This is a genomic window from Kitasatospora sp. NPDC036993 (assembly GCF_055607525.1).
Window position 1 is genome coordinate 61,334 of the sequence record NZ_JBVJRP010000019.1, and the last position, 20,022, is coordinate 81,355.

At 74.4% G+C, this 20,022-nt stretch carries 16 protein-coding genes; 14 read left to right on the plus strand and 2 right to left on the minus strand.

What is annotated here, in order from left to right:
* Nucleotides 1-71 precede the first annotated feature (71 nt).
* From ACZ7C5_RS31620 to ACZ7C5_RS31670, 11 genes are all read left to right on the plus strand, one after another.
* A complete protein-coding gene (locus ACZ7C5_RS31620; protein ID WP_470323991.1) occupies nucleotides 72-278 on the plus strand; it encodes an MbtH family protein in 207 nt (68 codons plus the stop codon).
* Between the two features lies 1 nt (nucleotide 279).
* On the plus strand, nucleotides 280-2,037 hold the full coding sequence (locus ACZ7C5_RS31625) for an amino acid adenylation domain-containing protein (RefSeq protein WP_470323992.1): 1,758 nt from the start codon (nucleotides 280-282) through the stop codon (nucleotides 2,035-2,037).
* Complete coding sequence (locus tag ACZ7C5_RS31630; RefSeq protein WP_401079631.1) at nucleotides 2,034-3,278, plus strand: cytochrome P450; 1,245 nt, start codon at nucleotides 2,034-2,036, stop codon at nucleotides 3,276-3,278. The genes ACZ7C5_RS31625 and ACZ7C5_RS31630 overlap by 4 nt, the downstream gene beginning before the upstream one ends.
* A complete protein-coding gene (locus ACZ7C5_RS31635) occupies nucleotides 3,275-4,012 on the plus strand; it encodes a thioesterase II family protein (protein ID WP_401079629.1) in 738 nt (245 codons plus the stop codon). The genes ACZ7C5_RS31630 and ACZ7C5_RS31635 overlap by 4 nt, the downstream gene beginning before the upstream one ends.
* 73 nt (nucleotides 4,013-4,085) lie before the next feature.
* A complete protein-coding gene (locus tag ACZ7C5_RS31640; RefSeq protein ID WP_470323993.1) occupies nucleotides 4,086-4,745 on the plus strand; it encodes a hypothetical protein in 660 nt (219 codons plus the stop codon).
* Nucleotides 4,739-7,237, plus strand: coding sequence for an amino acid adenylation domain-containing protein (locus tag ACZ7C5_RS31645; RefSeq protein ID WP_470323994.1), 2,499 nt, complete (start codon nucleotides 4,739-4,741; stop codon nucleotides 7,235-7,237). The genes ACZ7C5_RS31640 and ACZ7C5_RS31645 overlap by 7 nt, the downstream gene beginning before the upstream one ends.
* A 228-nt stretch (nucleotides 7,238-7,465) precedes the next feature.
* Complete coding sequence (locus ACZ7C5_RS31650; protein WP_470323995.1) at nucleotides 7,466-10,897, plus strand: DNA polymerase III subunit alpha; 3,432 nt, start codon at nucleotides 7,466-7,468, stop codon at nucleotides 10,895-10,897.
* Nucleotides 10,894-11,958: a DNA polymerase Y family protein gene (locus ACZ7C5_RS31655; protein WP_401079620.1), complete on the plus strand. Its 1,065-nt coding sequence runs from the start codon at nucleotides 10,894-10,896 to the stop codon at nucleotides 11,956-11,958. Before ACZ7C5_RS31650 ends, ACZ7C5_RS31655 begins: the two co-directional genes overlap by 4 nt.
* A gap of 281 nt (nucleotides 11,959-12,239) precedes the next feature.
* Nucleotides 12,240-12,935 (plus strand): ArsR/SmtB family transcription factor, encoded by a 696-nt coding sequence (locus ACZ7C5_RS31660; RefSeq protein WP_470323996.1) that lies wholly within the window; start codon nucleotides 12,240-12,242, stop codon nucleotides 12,933-12,935.
* Nucleotides 12,932-13,669, plus strand: a complete 738-nt coding sequence (locus ACZ7C5_RS31665; protein WP_470323997.1) for an SRPBCC family protein — start codon at nucleotides 12,932-12,934, stop codon at nucleotides 13,667-13,669. Before ACZ7C5_RS31660 ends, ACZ7C5_RS31665 begins: the two co-directional genes overlap by 4 nt.
* A 142-nt stretch (nucleotides 13,670-13,811) precedes the next feature.
* On the plus strand, nucleotides 13,812-14,384 hold the full coding sequence (locus ACZ7C5_RS31670; protein WP_470323998.1) for a dihydrofolate reductase family protein: 573 nt from the start codon (nucleotides 13,812-13,814) through the stop codon (nucleotides 14,382-14,384).
* A gap of 90 nt (nucleotides 14,385-14,474) precedes the next feature.
* Here ACZ7C5_RS31670 and ACZ7C5_RS31675 read toward each other — a convergent pair whose 3' ends face one another.
* Nucleotides 14,475-15,314: a class I SAM-dependent methyltransferase gene (locus ACZ7C5_RS31675; protein ID WP_470323999.1), complete on the minus strand. Its 840-nt coding sequence runs from the start codon at nucleotides 15,312-15,314 to the stop codon at nucleotides 14,475-14,477.
* A gap of 119 nt (nucleotides 15,315-15,433) precedes the next feature.
* Here ACZ7C5_RS31675 and ACZ7C5_RS31680 point away from each other — a divergent pair, with 119 nt between their 5' ends.
* Complete coding sequence (locus ACZ7C5_RS31680) at nucleotides 15,434-16,024, plus strand: DinB family protein (RefSeq protein WP_470324000.1); 591 nt, start codon at nucleotides 15,434-15,436, stop codon at nucleotides 16,022-16,024.
* A gap of 18 nt (nucleotides 16,025-16,042) precedes the next feature.
* On the opposite strand, the gene ACZ7C5_RS31685 is transcribed toward ACZ7C5_RS31680, so the two are convergent.
* Nucleotides 16,043-16,609 (minus strand): AAA family ATPase, encoded by a 567-nt coding sequence (locus ACZ7C5_RS31685; RefSeq protein ID WP_470324001.1) that lies wholly within the window; start codon nucleotides 16,607-16,609, stop codon nucleotides 16,043-16,045.
* Nucleotides 16,610-17,522: 913 nt separating this feature from the next.
* Here ACZ7C5_RS31685 and ACZ7C5_RS31690 point away from each other — a divergent pair.
* Both ACZ7C5_RS31690 and ACZ7C5_RS31695 read left to right on the plus strand, forming a co-directional pair.
* The gene (locus ACZ7C5_RS31690; protein ID WP_401079606.1) at nucleotides 17,523-18,659 is read left to right on the plus strand and encodes an SUKH-4 family immunity protein; all 1,137 of its coding nucleotides are present in this window, start codon (nucleotides 17,523-17,525) and stop codon (nucleotides 18,657-18,659) included.
* Between the two features lie 108 nt (nucleotides 18,660-18,767).
* Nucleotides 18,768-19,823 (plus strand): DUF2332 domain-containing protein, encoded by a 1,056-nt coding sequence (locus ACZ7C5_RS31695; RefSeq protein ID WP_470324002.1) that lies wholly within the window; start codon nucleotides 18,768-18,770, stop codon nucleotides 19,821-19,823.
* Nucleotides 19,824-20,022: the final 199 nt, after the last annotated feature.

The following is a 20,022-nucleotide window of genomic DNA, read 5'->3' on the forward strand; positions in this document are numbered from 1 at the left end:
AGGGAAACGTGCGATCGGACGGTGTCCCACAACAGTTCACATCGCTTGTCGAAGAAATGCGGAGGTCGGTCATGGTGGACATCGACGACGACGTCGACTACGTCGTCGTGCTCAACGGCGAGGAACAGTACTCGATTCTCCTGGCCGGCCGCGAAGTTCCGGCGGGGTGGGCCGTCGAGGGGTTCCGCGGGCCCCGGCAGGAGTGCCTGGACCACATCGACCTCGTGTGGACCGACATGAGGCCGCTGAGTGTCCGCCGGCGAATGGACGGAAAGTAGAATGCTGTACGAAAGCGTCCTCCGGCAGGCCGTGCGGAATCCCTCGGCCCCCGCGGTCACGTTCGACGGCGAGACCCTGACCTACGACCAGCTCGTCCGCCGGGCGGACCGGCTGTCCGACGCGCTGACCGCGGCCGGCGTCCGGCGGGGCGACGTCGTCGGTGTCCTGATGAGGCGCTCCACCGAGCTGGTCCCGGCGCTGCTGGCGATCCTGCGGGCCGGCGCCGCCTACGTCGGGATCGACCCCGACGACCCGCCACAGCGGCGGAGCGACCTGCTGGCGAACGCCGGCGTGGAGGTCGTGGTGGCCGACGACCGGCTGCGGGAGTGCGTTCCCGGCCGGTTCACCACGCTCTCGCCGTCGGCCGCGGGCCCGTCCTCCGGCGCTCCGGCGAGCACCACCGCCGACGACCTCGCCTACGTCGGCTACACGTCCGGCTCGACCGGGCAGCCGAAGGGCGTGATGGTCCCGCACCGCGCGGTCCTCCGGCTGGTCACGGACATGAACTGGATGACCGTCCGCCGGGACGACGTGTTCCTCCAGGCGGCTCCCCTGGCGTTCGACGCCGCCACCTTCGAGATCTGGGCACCGCTGACCCACGGCTGCCACCTCGTGGTGGCGCCGGCCGGCCGGATGACCCCGGACGTGGTGGCGCGGACCCTGCGCGGGCACGGTGTGACGGTGCTGTGGCTGACCGCCGGCCTGTTCCACGAGGTGGCCGCGCACGACATCGGCGCGTTCGCCGGCGTGCGTCACCTCGTCGCGGGCGGCGACGTGATCCAGCCCGGTCCGGTCGCGCGTCTGCTCGCCGCGCATCCGGGCATCACGTTCACCAACGGGTACGGTCCGACCGAGAACACGACCTTCACCACGACCTGGACGACCGACGCCGGCGCCGGGGACGGCCTCGACACGGTTCCGATCGGAACACCCGTCAACGGCACCCGGATCGCGGTGCTGGACGCCGGTCTGCGGCCGGTCGAGGCGGGCGCCTGCGGTGAGCTGTACGCGTCGGGAGCCGGGCTCGCCCTCGGCTACCTCGGCCGGCCGGGCGCCACGGCCGACCGGTTCGTCCCCGACCCGTTCGCGCCCGAGCCGGGGGCGAGGATGTACCGCACCGGCGACCTCGTCCGGCTGCGGCCCGACGGCGCCTGCGAGTTCGTCGGCCGGGTCGACGACCAGGTCAAGATCCTCGGTCACCGGGTCGAGCCGGGTGCGGTCGAGGCCGCGCTGCACCGCCTGCCTGGGGTCAGCCGGACCGCCGTCGTCGTACGGACCGCCGCCGACGGGACGAAACGGCTGGTGGCCCACGTCGTGCCGGAGGACGATCCGGCGCCGCACTGGGGCGAGCGGCTGCGCGAACAGCTGCGCGCGGTCCTGCCCGCGCCGATGGTCCCGTGGACCGTCCTGGTGCGGGAAACCCTGCCCCTGACCGGCAACGGGAAGATCGACCGCGGCGCGCTGCCCGAGGCGGACCTGACGGCGCGCAACGTGCCGAACGAGTTCGTCGCGCCGAGGACCGACGTGGAGCACCGCCTGGCCGAACTGTGGACACGCGTGCTCGGCGTGGAGCCGATCGGCGCCGACGACGACTTCTTCGACCTCGGCGGCCATTCGCTGAACGCCTCGGACCTGCTCGGCTCGGTGCGGGCGGAGTTCGGTGTCGCGTTCCCGGCCCGCGTCCTCTACCTGCAGCCGACCCTTCGCGAACTCGGCGAGGAGCTGGAGACCGCCATCCGGAGCGGGGCGCAGCGATGACCCTCGCCGTGGAGCCGGGCCGGTGCCCGATGCACGCCGCCCCGGCGGTCGACCTGTTCGAGCCGGGGACGTTCGCCACCACGGACGTGCACGCCGTCTGGCGCACCCTGCGACGGGAGGCGCCGGTCAGCTGGCATCCGGTCGGCGACGGCGGGTTCTGGTCCGTGACCCGGTACGACGACGTGCAGCACGTGCTGCGCGACCACGGCACGTTCACCTCCGAACAGGGATCGCTGCTCACCCTCCTCGGCAAGGGCGACCCGGCCGGCGGCCGGCAGATGGCGGTCACCGACCCGCCCCGGCACGCGAGGATGCGGGAACCGTTGCAACGCGCCCTGTCGGTCCGGGAGGTGGAGCGCGACCTGCCGCGCATCCGGTCCCTGGTCCGGGAGTTGCTCGCCCCCATGAAGGACGGCGGCGTGTTCGACTTCGCCGCGGCGATGGCGGCCGTGCCGATGGCGGTCATCGGCTCGTGGATGCGGCTCCCCCGGTCGGACTGGCCCGATCTGACCAGGCTGACGGGCGCGTCCATCGCGCCGGACGACCCGGTCTTCGCCGGCCCGGGCGGCCCGGAGAGGACGCTCGTCAGAGCGCACCGTGAGCTGTTCGCCTACTTCCAGGACGTGGTCGCGGAGCGGCACGCCGCCGCCCCCGGCGACGACCTGATCGGCGTGATGCTGGGCATGCGCGTCGACGGGGAGGGGCTCGCGCCGAGCGAGATCGTGTCCAACTGCTACAGCCTGCTGCTCGGTGCCAACGTGACCACCGCCCAGCCGCCGAGCGCCGCCCTGCTCGAACTCGCCGGAACCGACGCGCTGGCCGACTGGGCGGCGCACCCGGACCTGCTGGTCAGCGGGGTGGAGGAGGCGTTGCGCTGGTCCTCTCCCGCGCAGCACTTCATGCGCTACGCCAGGCGGGACGTGCGGATCCGTGACGTCACGGTCCACGCGGGCGACGCGGTCGTCGCCTGGCTGGGCTCGGCCAACCGCGACGAGGCGGTGTTCGCGCGGCCCGACACGTTCGACGTCCGCAGGCGTCCCAACAAGCACATCGCCTTCGGCGTCGGCCCGCACTACTGCGTCGGGCACACCGTCGCCCGGGTCGCGCTGCGGGTCCTGTTCCACGAGCTGCTGACCGGCTTCACCGGCATCGAGGTCGTCGGCGAACCCGTGCGGCTGCGGTCGAACTTCATCGCGGGATACACCAGCCTGCCGGTGACGGCACGAGGAGTACGGCCATGACGAACGGACCGGCTGTTCCCCTGCGCAGGTGGCTGCCCCGGCCGCCGGGGGAGACCCCGTCGCGGATCTTCTGCCTGCCCTACTCGGGCGCGGGCGCCTCCATGTTCGGCCGGTGGCCGGACGCCGCGGGCGGTACCGGCCTCTGCCCGGTGCAGCTGCCCGGCCGGGAGAACCGGCTGCGCGAACCGCACTTCGGGACCTACGAACAGCTCGCGGAGGACCTGGTCGAGGCGCTGCTGCCCGCCATGGACCGCCCCTTCGGGCTGTTCGGGCACTGTAGTTCCGCGCTGATCGCGTTCCAGGTCGCCGTCGTGCTGCACCGCGAGGGGCTGCCGATGCCACGGCGGTTGTTCTGCTCCTCCCAGGTCGCGCCCCACGAGGGCCCCTACGGCAGCTACCTGACGATGACCGACGAGCAGCTCCGCGCGGAACTGGTCGCGCTGAGCGACAGCGAGCTCGACGACTCCGTCCTGGATCTCGTCACCGAGGTGCTGCGGGCGGACGTCGAGGCCAACAGGGCCTACCGGCCGGCCGGGCCGGTGCTGCTGGACACCGCGATCACCACGATCGGCTGGTCGGCCGACCACGAGGTCGCCCCCGAGCGCATGGGCGGGTGGGACCAGTACTCCGAGAAGGTCCACCGGGTGGTGCTGCCGGGCGTGCACCACACGTTCCTGGACGCCCCGGACGCGCTGCTGGCGCAGTTCGCCGACGGAATGGCCTCGGATGACTGAGGTGCGGACCTGCCGGATCCCCCGGACCCACAACGGCCCACCCGGCAGCGCGAACGGCGGATACGCGTGCGGGATGTTCGCCAGGACCGCGGCCGGCGTGGTCGGGACGGCCGCGGTGGTCCAGTTGCACGCGGCCCCGCCGCTCGACACCGAGCTGGCCGTCCGCCCGCACCGCGGGCGGGCGCTGGTCTGGCACGGGGACGAGCTCGTCGCGACGGTGTCCGCCGCGGCGCACGACCGGCCGGCGGTGGCGCCGTTCGTCACCGCCACCGCCGCGGACCGGGCGGGCGGGTCCTTCGCGGGTGCGGCGGCGCACCCGTTCCCGGAGTGCGTGGTGTGTGGAACCGCCAGGACCGACCCGGCCGCGTTGCGTCTGACCCCGGGGGGTGTGGACGGCCTGCCGGATGTCGTCGCGTGCACCTGGACCCCCGGTGACCGGGACCCGGACACCGTGTGGGCCGTGCTGGACTGCCCCGGCGGCTGGACCCTCGACCAGAGCGGCTCTCCCTACGTGCTCGGCAGGATGTCCGCGCGCGTCCACGCGGTCCCTCCGCCCGGCGAGCCCGCGGTCGTCGTGGCCCGGCGCCTCGCGACCGTCGGACGGACCGCGCGGGTGGCCAGCGCGCTGTTCGGTCCGGACGGCACCGAGTTCGGCCGGGCGGAGGCCACCTGGGTCCGGCTCAGTGCTTCTTCCGATCCGGCGCCGAGGGAAAGGGAAGGTCTTCGATGGTGACCGCGAACCTGATCGACCTGTTCGAGGAGCAGGCGCGCCGACGACCGGACGCCGTCGCGGTGGTGTGCGGTGAACTGTCGCTGTCCTACCGGGAGCTCGACAGCCGGGCGAACCGGCTGGCCCGCCTGCTGGCAGGGGCCGGTGCCCGCCCCGGCGCGTTCGTCGGGGTGTGCCTGCCGAGGTCCCAGGACCTGCCGGTGGCGCTGCTCGCCGTGCTGAAGACCGGCGCCGCCTACCTGCCGCTGGATCCGGGCTATCCCGGGGAACGCGTCGCGTGGACGGTGCGGGACGCGGGCCCGGTCGTGGTCGTCGGCACGTCCGGGGTGCCGCGGCCCGGGGACGGCCCCGTGCTCCTGCTGGACGATCCGGCCGTGGCGGCCCGGCTGGCGCAGGCCCCCGACGGCGCTCCGCCGGTCGTGCGGGATCCCGGCGACGCCGCCTACATGATCTACACCTCCGGGTCGACGGGACGGCCGAAGGGCGTCGTCGTCCCGCACGCCGGCGTGATGGCGCTGTTCGCCGCCGCCCGCGACCTGTTCGACTTCGGGCCCGAGGACGTCTGGACGCTGTTCCACTCCTACGCGTTCGACTTCTCGGTCTGGGAGCTGTGGGGCGCGCTCCTCCACGGTGGCACGCTGGTGGTGGTCCCGGTCGACACCGCCCGGTCCGCGCCGGACTTCCTGCGGCTGCTCGCCGACCAGCGGGTCACCGTCCTCAACCAGACCCCGTCGGCGTTCTACGAGCTGGCGCGGGCCGATGCCGAGGACCCGGCCACCTCGGGCCGGCTGGCCCTGCGCTACCTGGTCTTCGGCGGCGAGGCGCTCGACCTGGCGAGACTGGAGGAGTGGTACGGGCGGCACAGTCCGGGCAAACCCGAGCTGGTGAACATGTACGGCATCACCGAGACCACCGTGCACGTCACCCACGCCGCCCTCGGCCACGACCGGACGGCCGTGACCGGTCTGGTCGGCCGGCCGCTCCCCGGCGTTCGCTGCTACGTCCTGGACGACGGGCTGAACCTGGTACCGCCCGGTGTGGTGGGCGAGTTGTACGTGGGCGGCACGGGCGTGGGATGGGGCTACTGGGGCCGCGGAGGGCTGACGGCCGACCGGTTCGTGCCGGATCCGTTCGGCGGTGCCGGCGAGCGCCTGTACCGGACCGGCGACCTCGTGCGCTGGGGGCGCTGGGGGCTGGAGTACTCGGGGCGGATGGACGACCAGGTGAAGATCCGGGGGTTCCGGATCGAGCTGGGCGAGGTCGAGTCGGTGCTGGCCCGGTGCCCCGGCGTGGCGGACGCGGTGGTCGTCGCCGGCACCGACGGCCGGGGCGAGCGGTGCCTGGTCGGGCACGTCACGCCGGGCAGGCCCGCCGGTCCGGTGGACCCGTCGCGGTTGGGCGCGGCCGCAAGGGAGTTCGCCTCCCAGCAGCTCCCCGCCCACATGGTGCCGGCGGTGGTCATGGTCTCCGCGGAGTTCCCGTCGTCGCCCACCGGCAAGGTCGACCGGCGGGCGCTTCCCGCGCCGGTGTTCGACGTGTCGGCCGGCCGTCCTCGCTCGCCGGTGGAGGCGGTGCTGTGCACGGTGTTCGCCGACGTGCTCGGCATCGACGAAGTCGGCCCGGACGACGGGTTCTTCGACCTCGGCGGGCACTCGCTGGTGGCGACGGGTCTGGTGAACCGGGTGCGGACCGCGCTGGGGGTGGAGCTGGGAGTCAGCGCCCTGTTCGAGGCACCGACACCGGCCGCGCTCGCGCGGCTGATCGCGGGTCACAGCACCGAGGGCGGGGCCCGGGACGTCCTGCTCGAACTGCGGGGGCACGGCAGCCGGCCACCGCTGTTCTGCGTCCATCCGTCCAGCGGGATGAGCTGGTCCTACGCCGGCCTGCTGCACCACCTCGATCCGGAGACGCCGCTGTACGGGCTTCAGGCACCGAGCCTGAGCGGCGACTGCGCCATGCCGCAGACCGTCGAGCAGTTGGCGGCGGACTACCTGCGCCGCATCCGCACGGTGCAGCCGAGCGGACCGTACCGGTTGCTCGGCTGGTCGTTCGGCGGGCTGGTCGCCCACGAGATCGCGGTCCGGCTCGAACGGGAGGGACAGGAGGTGGCGCTGCTGGCCGTTCTGGACGTGGCGCCGGTGGCCGCGGAGACCGACGGCGCGCAGGCGGAGGACCCGGCCGGCACCACGCGCGAGGAGGCACTCGCGGAGGAGATCGGCGATGCCAGCCTGCCGGAGGAGACGATCACCCGGATCACCGCCACCCTCGGGCACACCGGCCGGCTGCGCGAGCGCTTCACCCCCGGCCGGTTCGGCGGCGACCTGCTGCTGTGCACGGCCGGACCGAACGCACTGGCCGAGGAGTGGCGCCCGCACATCGGCGGCCGCATCACGACCCACGCGATCGCCACCACGCATCTGCGGATGATGCGCCCCGCGGCGCTGGCCCGGATCGGGCCCGTCCTGGCGGCCGCGCTCGCCGGCGGGGACCGGTAGCCGGCACGCTCCCTCCTCGCCGCCACCCCGCCCGCGGCACGACGCGCCGGCCCGTCCTGGTGCCCGGCGCAAGGCCCCGTCACCGTACGGCACGGTCGGCCCACCCGGGGTAACGGCTTGACGAGCTTGTCGAACAAACGATCGAATACGGTCTACGCTGGAGAAATCGGAAGGGGAGCCGGGTGTCGACGAAGGGGGCCGAGCGCAGGGAACCGGAGGTGATGTCGGATGTTCGCGCATCTGCACGTCGCCTCCGGGTACTCGGTGCGCTACGGCGCCTCACTGCCGGGCCGGCTGGTCGAACGGGCGGTGGAGCTGGGCCTGCGGGAGCTGGCACTGACCGACCGGGACACGGTGGCCGGGGCGGTGCGGTTCGCCCGGGCCTGCGCCGGGGCCGGGGTCCGGCCGCTGTTCGGGGCGGACCTCGCCGTCCCGCTCCTCCAGTCCGCTCGGCCGGCGCCGTCGAAAGGCCGCACGCCCGCACGGGGCGGGGCGTTCGTCGCCGACTCGGCGCCCCGGGTCACGCTGCTGGCCCGTGACGGGCAGGGCTGGGCGAACCTGTGCGCGCTGGTCACCGCCGGCTGGGCCGCCAGGGAACAGGCCGGCGGCGGGCAGCCGATCGTGCCCTGGAGCGCGATCCGGCGGCACAGAGAAGGCCTGACCGTACTCCTCGGTCCGGCGTCCGAGCCGGTGCGGGCGCTGGCCGACGGCCGCACGGACCTGGCGACCGAACTGCTGGCACCGTGGCGTGACGTCTTCGGGCCGTACCTGCGGCTGGAGGCCGTGCACCACCGCCGCACCGGCACCGGCCCGGGCTCGCTGCGGCTGGCCGCCCGCACCGTGGGCCTCGCCGCCGAGCTGGACCTGCCGGCGGTCCTCACCAACGCCGTGCGCTACGCGACCGGCGACCGGGCTCCGATCGCCGACGTCCTGGATTCGGCCCGGCTGCTCACCCCGATCCGACCCGGCCGGGTCTGCAACGGGGAGCGGTCCCTGAAGGACGCCGCCGGGATGGCCGGCCTCGCCGAGGAGGTCGTCCGCGCGGCCGGGCAGGAGCGGGGTGGGGCGGCGCACCTGCTGGCCGCGACCGCCCGCACCGCCTCCGAGTGCCGCCTCGACCCGTACGCCGATCTCGGGATCGGCCGGGTGCACTTCCCCGAGGAGCACGTCATCGGCGTCGCCCCCGGCCGGTCCGCCCAGGTGCTGCGCGAGCGGTGCGAGGCGGCGATGGTCCGCCACGGATACGACCGCTCCCCCACCATGCGGGCCCGCCTGGAGGCCGAACTCCAGGTGCTCAACACGCTCGGCTGGCCCTCGTACGCGCTCACCGTCGCGCGGATCGTCGACGACGTCCGGGAGATGGGCATCCGGGTACAGGCGCGCGGCTCCGGCGCGGGCTCCCTGGTGGTGCACCTGCTCGGCGTCTCCTTCGCCAACCCGCTCGACCACGAGCTGCTGATGGAACGGTTCGTCAACCTGCGCCGCCGCTCCCTGCCGGACATCGACATCGACGTGGAGTCCGCCCGCCGCCTGGAGGTCTACCGCCGGATCATGGACCGGTTCGGCACCGAGCGGGTGTGCACCCTGTCGATGCCGGAGACCTACCGGGTGCGGTGGGCGATCCGCGACGCCGGCCTGGCCCTCGGCCTGCCCCCGGACGAGGTCGGCCGGCTCGCCAAGGCGTTCCCGCACATCACCGCCCGCTCGGCCCGCACCGCGCTGCGGGAACTGCCGGAGCTGCGGCAGGTCGCCGCCGTGGCGGGCCGGTACGACAGGCTGTGGGACCTGGTCGAAGGCCTCGACGCACTGCCCCGCGGCACGGCCATGCACCCGTGCGGCGTCATCCTCTCCGACGCCACCCTGCTGCGGCGCACCCCCGTCGTGCCGACCGCCGGCGAGGGCTTTCCCGCCACGGTGTTCGACAAGGAGGACGTCGAAGGCGACGGTCTCGGCCTCCTGAAGCTCGACGTGCTGGGCGTGCGCATGCAGTCGTCCATGGCGTACGCGATCCGCGAGATCGAACGGACCACCGGCGAGCGGATCGACCTGGACGACCCCGCCCAGGTGCCCCTCGACGACCCGGCCGCCTACGAGCTGCTGCGCGAGGGCGAGTCGCTGGGCGTGTTCCAGCTCGAATCCCCCGGCCAGAAGGACCTGTTGGGCCGCCTCCAGCCGGAGACCTTCGCCGACCTGGTCGCGGAGATCTCGCTGTTCCGGCCGGGCCCGGTACAGGCCGACATGATCCGGCCCTTCCTCCTCGGCCGGCACGGCAGGAAGCCCGTCAGCTACCCCCACCCCGACCTGGAGCCGTGGCTGCGCTCCACCTACGGCGTGGTCATCTACAACGAGCAGGTGGCCGGCCTGTTCGCCACCATGACCCGCACCGACCTGGCGATGGGCGAGGAAGCCCGGCGCGCCCTGGCGAAGCCCGAGCGGCTGTCGAAGCTGGAGCGCTGGTACCGGCAACGCGCCGCCGAAGCCGGATACCGGCCGGCGGTGGTCGACCAGGTGTGGCGGATGCTGGAGAACATGGGCGCCTACGGCTTCGCCCGCGCCCACGCGACCGCGTTCGCCCTGCCGACCCTGCAGAGCGCCTGGTTGAAGGCGCACCACCCGGCGCCGTTCTACGCCGGGCTGCTCGAACACGACCCCGGCATGTACCCCAAGCGCCTCGTGCTGGCCGACGCCCGCCGGCGCGGCGTGGCGATCCTGCCGCTGGACGTCCAGCACTCGGCCACCGGCTACCGGACCGAGCAGCTCGCGGACGGCCGCCTCGGCCTGCGCGTCTCGCTGGCCGACGTCCGCGGCATCACCGCCGACCAGGCCGCCCGCATCCAGGAGGGCCAGCCCTTCCACGACCTCGCCGACTTCTGGGCCCGCGCCCGGCCCGGCCAGCCGGTCGCCGACCGGCTGGCCCGGATCGGCGCGTTCGCCACCCTCGCCCCCGGGAGCGGACGCCGCGACCTGCTCCTGCAGATCGACGAACTCCACCGGCACCACCGCTCCGCCGTCGGCCCGGGCCAGCTCACCCTCGCCCCGCCCGTCGCCCCGCCCGCGGGAACGAGCGGACTGCCGCCGATGACGCCCGGCCAGGAACTGGAGGCCGAACTGGAGGTGATCGGCCTGGACGCCTCCCGGCACCTCATGGAACCGCTCCACCCGCTGCTGGACGAACTCGGCGTCACCCCCTCCCATCTGCTGCGGGAGCAGCCGGCCGGCGCGACCGTACTGGTGGCCGGCGCGAAGGTCGCCATCCAGACCCCGCCGATGCGCTCCGGGCGCCGCACCGTCTTCGTGTCGCTGGACGACGGCGGCAAGGGCGGCCAGGTCGACCTGACCTACTTCGACGACACCCACGAGCAGGCCGCCTATCCGCTCTTCCACCACTTCCTGCTGCTCGCGCGCGGCACCGTCTCACGCCGTGGCAGGTCCGTCACCGTGATCGGCAGCCACGCCTGGAACCTGGAGGAGGTCGCCGACGCCCACCAGGACGGTGGCACCGCCGCCGTCCGGGCCCTGCTCGCCACCGATCCCGCACCACACTCCGGCCCGGATGGTGCGGACGGCCCGGATGGTGCGGACGGTGTGGAGAGGGGCCGGCCGAGGCCCGGCCGTGGCGCGGGCCGGCTGTGGCACGCCAGCCAGGGGAGCGCCGGATGACCACGCACCCGCTGACCACCCGCCGGATGGCCACGCACCCGCTGACTCCCACCGACACCAGCGCGGGAACGATTCTTCACCTGCGCGTCCACCGTGCCGGCTTCGATACCTACCGCGAACTGTTCACGGTGCTCGGCGACACCACCCCCGTCGTCCAGGCACTCCCCCCGGACAGCGCGCTCCTGGACCTGGCCGGCGCCACACGCTACTTCGGGCTGGCACCGGAACAGCTCGCGGACCGGCTGCAAACCCGGCTCGCCGCCCGCTACGGACTGGCCAGCACGGGCGGAATCGGGCCCAACCGCATGCTCGCCACCCTGGCCGCCGACGCCGCCACGCCCGGCACCGTCCACGTCCTGCCCGCCGACCGGGCCGAGTCGGAGCGGTTCCTGCGCGGCCGCCCGCTGCGCGCCCTGCCCGGTGTCGGCCCCGCCCTGGAACGCCAGCTGGCCCGGTACGGGATCGAGACGGTCGGCGGCCTCGCCGACCTTCCCCTGGCCACCGTGCAGCGCGTCGTCGGCGCCTCCACCGGGCGCCTCCTGCACGAGCGCGCCCACGGCACCGACCGGCGCACCGTCGCACCGGCAGGACCGCCCGCCGGCATCACCAGCACACGCCGCTTCGACCGCGACGTCCTCGACCCGGCCGAGCTCCGGCGCGCCCTGCTGTCCGCCGCCACCGACCTCGGAACCCGGCTGCGGACGGCCGGGCAGATCGCCCGCGGCGTCGAACTACAGGTCACCTACGCCGACCGGTCCACCAGCACCCGCTCACGCACCCTCGGCGAGCCGACCGCCCACACCCCGGCCCTGCAACGGGGGCTGTACGAGCTGCTCTCCGCACTCGCACTGCAACGGGCACGCGTGCGGGCGGTGACGGTGCGGGTCGGCGAACTGGCCGCGGCGGCCCGCGGGGCCGAGCAGCTGACCTTCGACCGGCTCATCGAGAACGCCCGCACGCTGGAGCCGGTCATCGACCGGGCCGGCCTGCGCTTCGGCACCGGCGCCGTGCACCCGGCCGCTCTCGTGGAACCGCGCCGCCCGCGGGCCCGGCGGGTGTGACGGGGCGTTCGTTCGCCGCGGGCGGCTTTCCGTGGACGGCCTTCCGTAGGTGGCCTTCCGTAGGTGGCCTTCCGTGGGCGGCCCGCATGGGCCTCGTCCTCCTGCCGGTGGGGCTGCTCGCCCTGCGCGGCTGCCCGACGTGCTGGACGATCGGATGGATGCGGACCATCTCGCGGGGCCGCCTCCTGAGAGCGTGGACCGCCGGGCGGCACTCTCACCCTCAGGCTCCCGACAAGTATTTTTTCCTTGACAAGTTTTTTTGTCGGCTGGATGCTGGAACGGTGCTGGAAGTCGCCGTGATCGAAGAACCCGCCGCGGCCGAGGCTTCGCTGGACCCGATGCGGTCACGCCTCCTCGCCGCCCTGACCGAGCCCGGCTCGGCCGCCATGCTGGCCGCCCGGCTGGAGCTGCCCCGGCAGAAGGTCAACTACCACCTGAAGGAGCTGGAGCGGCACGGCCTCGTCGAACTCGCCGAGGAGCGCCGCAAGGGCAACGTCACCGAACGGGTGTACCGCGCCACCGCGGCCTCGTACGTGATCTCCCCCAGCGCCCTCGCCGCCGTGAGCCCGGACCCGGCCCGCTCCCCCGACCAGCTCTCCGCCCGCTGGCTGCTGGCACTCGGCTCCCGGCTGGTGCAGGAGGTCGGGACCCTGCTGACCGGGGCCTCCCGGGCCCGGCAGCGGGTCGCCACCTTCGGCATCGACGCGCAGGTGCGGTTCGCCTCCGCCGCCGACCGGGCCGCCTTCGCCGAGGAGCTGGCACAGTCCGTGGCCACCCTCGTCAGCCGCTACCACGACGAGTCCGCCCCCGGGGGCCGCAGCCACCGGGTGGTCGTGGGGCTCCACCAGATCCCCGCCGCCCCGCCCGGCGCGCAGTCCGGCGCGGGGGTTGGGACGGGGCCCACCGGCCTCACCGACCCTGCCGGCCCGGCGGCGGAGGAGACCGGCACCGCACCGAACCGGGAGAACCCGCGATGACCCACCCGTTCGAGATCGAGCTGAAGACCTCCCTGCCGGCGAGCCCGGAACAGGTCTGGGAGGCGATCGCCACCGGTCCGGGGATCGACTCCTGGTTCATGGGCCGCAACGAGCTGGACCCGCGCGAGGGCGGCACCGCCGCCATGGAGACCGGGGGTCACCGCGAGGAGGCGGTCGTCACCGCCTATGAGCCCGGGAAGCGCCTGGCCACCCGTACGGCCACCGGCGAGGACGGCCGGTTCATGGCCTTCGAGTACCTGATCGAGGGCCGGGACGGCGCCGCCGCCGTGCTCCGGGTCGTCCACAGCGGCCTGCTCGGCGACGACTGGCAGGACGAGTACGACGCGCTGCGCCGCGGCTGGCCCTTCCACCTCCACACGCTCCGCGAGTACCTCACCCACTTCCCCGGACGCACCGCCGTCCCCGTCTTCGCCGCCGCGCCGTCGGCCGGCCGGCCGGGGCCCGAGGTCCGGGCCGCCCTCGCCCGCGCCCTGGCGCTGCCGCTCCCGGTCGCCGTGAGCGCGCGGGTCCACGGCGGACCGTCGGGCCTGCCGCCGCTGGACGGCGAGGTGGTGTGGGCGGACGACGAGCGCTTCGGGGTCCGCACCGCCGACGGGCTCTACACCTTCCACCACGGCTCCGGCCTGGTGCTGATGTTCCACCACCTCTTCGGCCGGGCTCCGGACGGGGCCGAGGCCGCCTGGCAGCGGTGGCTGGCCGGGGCCCTCGCCTGAGCTGCCCGGCCTGCCGGACCCTCCCCGTCCGGCAGGCCGGGCAGATCCCTTCGGACCCGACATGACCCAGACCCGACAGACCCCCGGCCCGACACACCCAGACCCGACAGACCAGACCCGCACGAGAACCGAGGAACCACCCATGCGCACCCTGATCAGCACCGCCTTCGTCTCCCTCGACGGCGTCGTCGAGGGCCCCGGCGGCGAGCCCGGCTACCGCAACTCCGGCTGGACCTTCAAGGACATCGAGTTCCTCCCCGAGGCGTTCGAGATCAAGGGGCGGGAACAGGAGGAGTCCACCGCGATGCTGCTCGGCCGGGTCAGCTACCAGGCGTTCAGCCCGGTGTGGCCGGACATGCCGGAGTTCGCCCACTACCGGACGCTGCCGAAGTACGTCGTCTCCACCACGCTCGCCGAGGACGACCTGGTCGGGTACTGGGGCGAGACCACCATCCTGCGCTCGCTCGACGAGGTCGCCGCGCTGAAGGAGACCGAGGGCGGCCCGATCATCGTGCACGGCAGCGCCACCCTGAACCACGCCCTCTCGGACGCCGGCCTGATCGACCGCTACCACCTGCTCGTCTTCCCGCTGCTGCTCGGCGCCGGCAAGCGCCTGTTCAGCACGACGGACAAGGACACCCAGAAGCTGAGGCTGGTCGAGCACGAGGTGTACGGGAACGGCCTCCAGAAGCAGGTCTTCGACGTCGTCCGCTGACCGTCTCCCCTCCTCCCATTTCCCCCTGCCCTGTTCGGCCCGCCGGCCTTCCCCGGCCTTCCCCGGCCTTCCCCGGCCTTCTCCGGCCCGTCAACGCTCCTGCGCGGTGCGCCAGATGAACACCTCGCTGCTCGGCTGCCGCTCCGAGAAGAGACCCGAGGGCGAGGTCCGGGCGAGGAGGCCGCGGAGGTCCGCCTCGAAGGCAGGACGGCGCTCGGCGAAGAGGTGCGGGGCCGAGGAGGAGAGCGAGAAGACGCCCGCGACCGCGTCGTCGGCCGTGCGTACCAGCGGCCGCCCGCCCGGGACGACGATCCGCTGCGGGCCGGCGAAGCCCGCCCGGGCGAGGACGGCGGCCTCGTCACCCGGTGTGCCGTGCGGCAGCAGCCCTCGCCCCGCGCGGCGGACCGGCCCGAGGTAGTGCCGGACCAGCTCGCCGATCCCGGCGTACGGCACCGGCGGGTGCGGCAGCCCCTCGGTGGGGCGCGACTCGCCCTTCAGGTCCGAGATGTGCGCCAGCGCGCCGCCGGGGCGCAGCACGCCCCGTACGGTCGCCGCCACCAGGTCGCGGTCCATCCAGTGGAAGGACTGGCCGAAGGTCGCCAGCGTGAACGTGCCGAGGTCCGGCGGCAGTTCCTCGGCCCGGGCCCGCACCCAGGTGACCACCGGCTCCGCCGCGCCCGCCCGCCGCGCCTCGGCGATCATCCCGGCGTCCGGGTCCACCCCGACGACCTCGGCGAACAGGTGCGCCAGCTCCAGCGCCAGCGTCCCCGGCCCGCACCCCACGTCGAGCAGCCGCCCCCGGCCGTCCAGCCCCAGCGCCCCGGCCAGCGCCTCCGCCAGTCCGGGGGCGTACGGGACCCTGCCGCGCGTGTAGTGGGCGGCCGTCCCGGCGAACAGCGTCTCGTCCCAGGTCCATTCGGTACCGCTCACGCCTGCTCCCCCGCGGAGGTTCGTTCCCGGCCGACGGTCCCGATCATGGCACGGGTACTGACGGACGGCCAGGACCGGAAATCGCTGGACAGGACGACGGCGCTCCACAGACTGGTCCCATGACTGTGACGGATGACAGGACCGACCTCCGGATCTACCTCCAGGACGCCCGCGACGCACTGCTCTGGAAGCTCGACGGCCTCTCCGAGTACGACCTGCGCCGCCCGCTCACCCCCACCGGGACCAACCTGCTGGGCCTGGTCAAGCACCTCACCGGCGCCGAGGCGATGTACTTCGGCGACACCTTCGGGCGCCCCTTCCCCGAGCCGGCCCCGCTGTGGTTCACCGGCGGCACCGAGCCGAACGCCGACCTGTGGGCGCGGGCCGACGAGAGCACCGAGGAGATCACCGGACGCTACCGGCGGGTCTGGGCGCACTCGGACGCCACCATCGAGGCCCTGCCGCTGGACGCCACCGGCCGGCTGCCGTTCGGCGACCGCCCCGAGCAGACCCTGCACCGGGTCCTCGTCCACATGATCGCCGAGAGCCACCGCCACGTCGGCCACGCCGACCTGGTCCGCGAACTCGTGGACGGCGCCATCGGGCAGCGCCCCGACGGCGTCAACACCGCGGAGGGCGACGCGCGCTGGTGGCGGGCCCACCACGACCGCGTCGAGCAGGCGGCCAGGAAGGCCGGCGGGCTCGGCTGAGGCGGGGAACCCGCTGCGTCAGCCTCCGCCCCGCCCGCGCCGGGTGGGCCCGCCGACGTGCCGTACGACGGCCGCCGCCCGGTCGGCGAGGGGCCCGGGAGCGATCGGGAGGCACTCGTACCCGAACCGGGCGTAGGCCTCCCGGTGGATCCGTTCGAACCGCAGCGACTCCTCGTACGAGATGCGCCGCGCCTCGGTCGGGGTGACGAAGCCCGGGCTCTCCACGAAGAACACCCGGTGCTCGTAGACCCCTTCCGCCCGGATGCGGTCGAGCTCCCGGGCGAGGGCCTGGCTCACCGGATGGCCGAGGTACACCGCCAGGGCGTACGTGCACACCGGCGAACGGTCGAAGAACCGCACCTCCCCCGGCGGGCCCGCGGCCCCCTCCTGCCGGAGCCGCTGCAGGGCGACCACCGCGTCCACGAACGACGGGTCCGCCCACGGCTCCGGCTCACCCTGGGCCTGCCGCAGGGCGATCACGTCCGTGGCGGCCTCCTCGACCACCGGGAAGCCCTCGCACTCCAGCCACCGCAGGATCGCCGTCTTCCCGGCCCCCGGGGTGCCGGTCAGCAGGTAGCGCTTCATCCCCGCACCCTACGGGCCCGGCGGCGGGGTCGGGGGGCCCGTAGGCCGCCTGGCACGGAAATGACGGATGTGATGGATGTTGTGGATGTGGTGGATATGGCGGGTGACGAGCAGGGTGCGGGGGCGGCCGTTCCGTGCCCGGATTGCGGGGGCACCGCCGTCCGGAGCGTCGGACAGTTCCTGGCGCGCGGACGGGAGTCGGGGTGGGACGCCGAGCGCTCCTGCCCACAGTGCGGCGCCGCCTGCCGCGAGGACGCGGGTTCGGAGGGCGCGAGTTCGGAGGCCGCAGGTTCGGAGGGCGCGCCGCAGGATGTCCGCGACGTGTTGCGGGACTTCGGCCCGAGCGGGCCGGCCGTCGAGACGGCGGCGTCCAGGCGGGCACGGCCGGCCGGGCAGGGTGTTGCGGCGGAGGTGCCCAGCGGCTTCCGGCGGGCGCGGCACGGGTGGGAGGTCGGGACGATCAGCAACCACTCCACCGGCTACTGCCCCGACAGCGCCTCCTGGCCCGCCGTCGCCGCCGCCCTCACCCTCACCGGGCTGCCGCACCCCGGCGCCTTCACGCACCCGGTGGTCTTCCGCCGCTGCCCCCGCGGTGCGCCCGGTGCAACCTCGTCCGCGAGGAGCACTACGTCTGCGTCTTCTGCGACGTGGACCTGCCCGAGCGCTGGAACGTCGACGAGGTCCCGTTCCCGTGAGCCCTGCGGCCGGCCGGCGCCGTGCCCGGTGGCGCCGGGTTCCCGCGCCGGGGCGGCGATGCCGGGTCCCCGTCGTGCCCGCTGCCGCACCATGCGCTCCCTTGCCCGACCGGCCGCCGCCCGCGGGGCCGTGCCCCGGTGCTGTCGGGGCGGGCCGCTAGGGTCTGTGGGTCACGGGGACGAGCGGGGAAAGGGCGGGGCACGTGGGGTGTGAGCGGGTGGCGGAGCTGCCGGACGGGGTGGTGCACGCGGGGAGTCGGGAGTTCCTGGTGCGGGAGGGGCTGCCCGCGTCCGGGGCGTTCCTCGACTTCGGGGCGCTCGGGAACGGGGAGCTGACGGCGTTCCCCGCGGATCCGGAGCGGCTGTTCGTCCTCGGGGAGACGGAGTACTGCACACCGTTCGCGGCCAGCGACGACCTGGTGCTGCTGGACGGGGTGACCGGCGAGGTCTTCCTGGACAACGGCGGTCCGCGGCGTGACCTGCTGGCCTCCGGTCTGACCGCGCTGGCCGGCCTGGTGCGCGAGGTGGACGCGGTGGCCGAGGCGGCCCGGCGGCCGGAGGCGCTGGACGGGCTGCGCGGTCCGGCCGTGATGGCCGGGGTGCTGGCGGAGGCCGGGCAGCGGATGCGGGAGATCGACCCCGGGCTGTTCGGCGACGACTCCGCGCCGCCCCCGCACTGGGGCACCGCGCTGCTGGTGCGGGCGCTGGGCTGGGGTGCGCTGCCGGGCGGGCCCGGCGGGCCCGCGTACGAGATCGCCCCGGAGCTGGTGGCGGAGCTCGCGGCGCTGACGGACCAGGACGGCGGTCCGGGCCGGGTGCACCGCTTCCGGTCCGAGGCGCTGCCCGCCGCCCTGGTGCACGGGCCGACCCGGCGGCTGCTGACCGAGGTCGGCCTGCCGCTGGGCGGGGCGATGTTCGGGGTGTGCGAGGAGCCGCTGGTCACCATGGGCGAGGCGTACCCGGAGTACTTCGACGGCGAGGAGGAGCGCCCGTACCAGCGGGACTTCCTCGCCCTCGGGGACTGGCCGACCGATCTGACGATCGCCCTGGACGGCGCCACCGGCCGGCTGGAGCTGCCGGACTGGTACGACGACGGCCAGCCCGAGGCCTACCTGAACCGCGACCTGTCCGCGCTGCTCTACGCCCTCTGGACGTACGAGCGGCTGCGCGCCGAGTGGGAGCGCTGGGACCGCGGCCGGGCCCGGGACACCTGGGCGGTGTTCGACCCGCAGTCGCTGCTGAGCGCGGTGGTGGACCGGCTGGTCGAGGGCGTCGACCCGGAGGCGTTCGCCTCGCCCGACTGCTCCTGGCGGCTGCTCGCCGAGGACGGGCACATGGGCGGCCTGCTCGGCTGAGCCGCCGCGGCCTCCCCCGGCCCGGCGCACAGCGCCCACAGCGGACACAGCGCACATAGGCTGTGGCGATTCGATCACTCGACAGGGCGCCGAAGGGACACGCGGGGGATGCACAGCGACACGGGGGAGCTCTACCGGGCGTTCGCGGAGCGGGAGGCGCACGGCAACTCACCGATCTACCAGGAACTGGCCGAACGCGTCGCCGAGGACGGGCAGTTGGGCGCGCTGCTGGACGGCCTTCCGGCTGTGAAGCGGCAGCCGAACCTGCTGTTCGCTGCCGTCCGGCACCTGGGCGGGCCGGTGACGGAGGGCTGGCCGGCCTTCCGTGACTGGACGACGGAGCAATGGGCCGGAGTGTCGGCGACCATGCTGGAGCGACGGACGCAGACCAACGAGGCGGGCCGCTGTGCCACCCTGCTGCCGCTGCTGGCGGCACTGCCGCAGCCGCTCGCGCTGATCGAGGTGGGCGCCTCGGCGGGACTCTGTCTGTACCCGGACCGGTATCGGTACCGGTACCGGTTCCCGGCCCGGGAGGAGGGCGGGCGTGAGCGCGAGGCCGGCGCTCCGGTCGCCGAGTTCGGCGCCGTGGTGAGCCTGGTGACGCTGGACTGCGCGGTGAGCGGGCCGGTTCCGTTCCCCGGCCGGCCCGACTCTCCAGGATTCCCCGGCTCCCTGCGGGAGTGGCTGCCCGAGGTGGTGTGGCGGGCCGGCATCGACCTCGATCCGCTGGACGTGCGGGCCGAGGAGGACATGCGCTGGCTGGAGTCGTTGGTCTGGCCGGAGCAGACCCATCGGCTGGAGCGGCTGCGCGGCGCCGTGCGGGTCGCCCGGGCCGAACCGCCGCTGCTGGTGCGCGGCGATCTCAACGCGACCGTCCGGGAGTTGGTGGCACAGGCCCCGGCGGGGGCGACACCGGTGGTGTTCCACAGTGCGGTGCTCGCGTACCTGCCGCCGGAGGAACGGGAGGAGTTCGCGGCGACCGTGCGCCGACTGCCCGGGCACTGGATCTCCAACGAGGCGGTCTCCGTACTGCCGGCCGTCGCCCGGCGCCTCCCCCGCCCGGCCCCGTCCGGCCCCGGGCTGTTCGTGCTCGCCCTGGACGAGCGGCCGGTGGCCTTCACCGGGCCGCACGGGCAGTCGCTGGACTGGTTCGACGAGGCGTAGTCGGCAGGGACGCAGTCGGCCGGGGTGTGACCAGCAGAGGCTCGGTCGGCAGGACAGGCGGCGAGGGTGACGGGGAAGCCGGGACTTCGGGCTTGAAGCTGCCGCAGCGGCAGCTTCTACCGTCGTGACCAGTGACCAGGGCCGGAGAACCGGCCCCGGTCCACGCGAACGTGGGGACGTGGGGACGTGGGGACGTGGG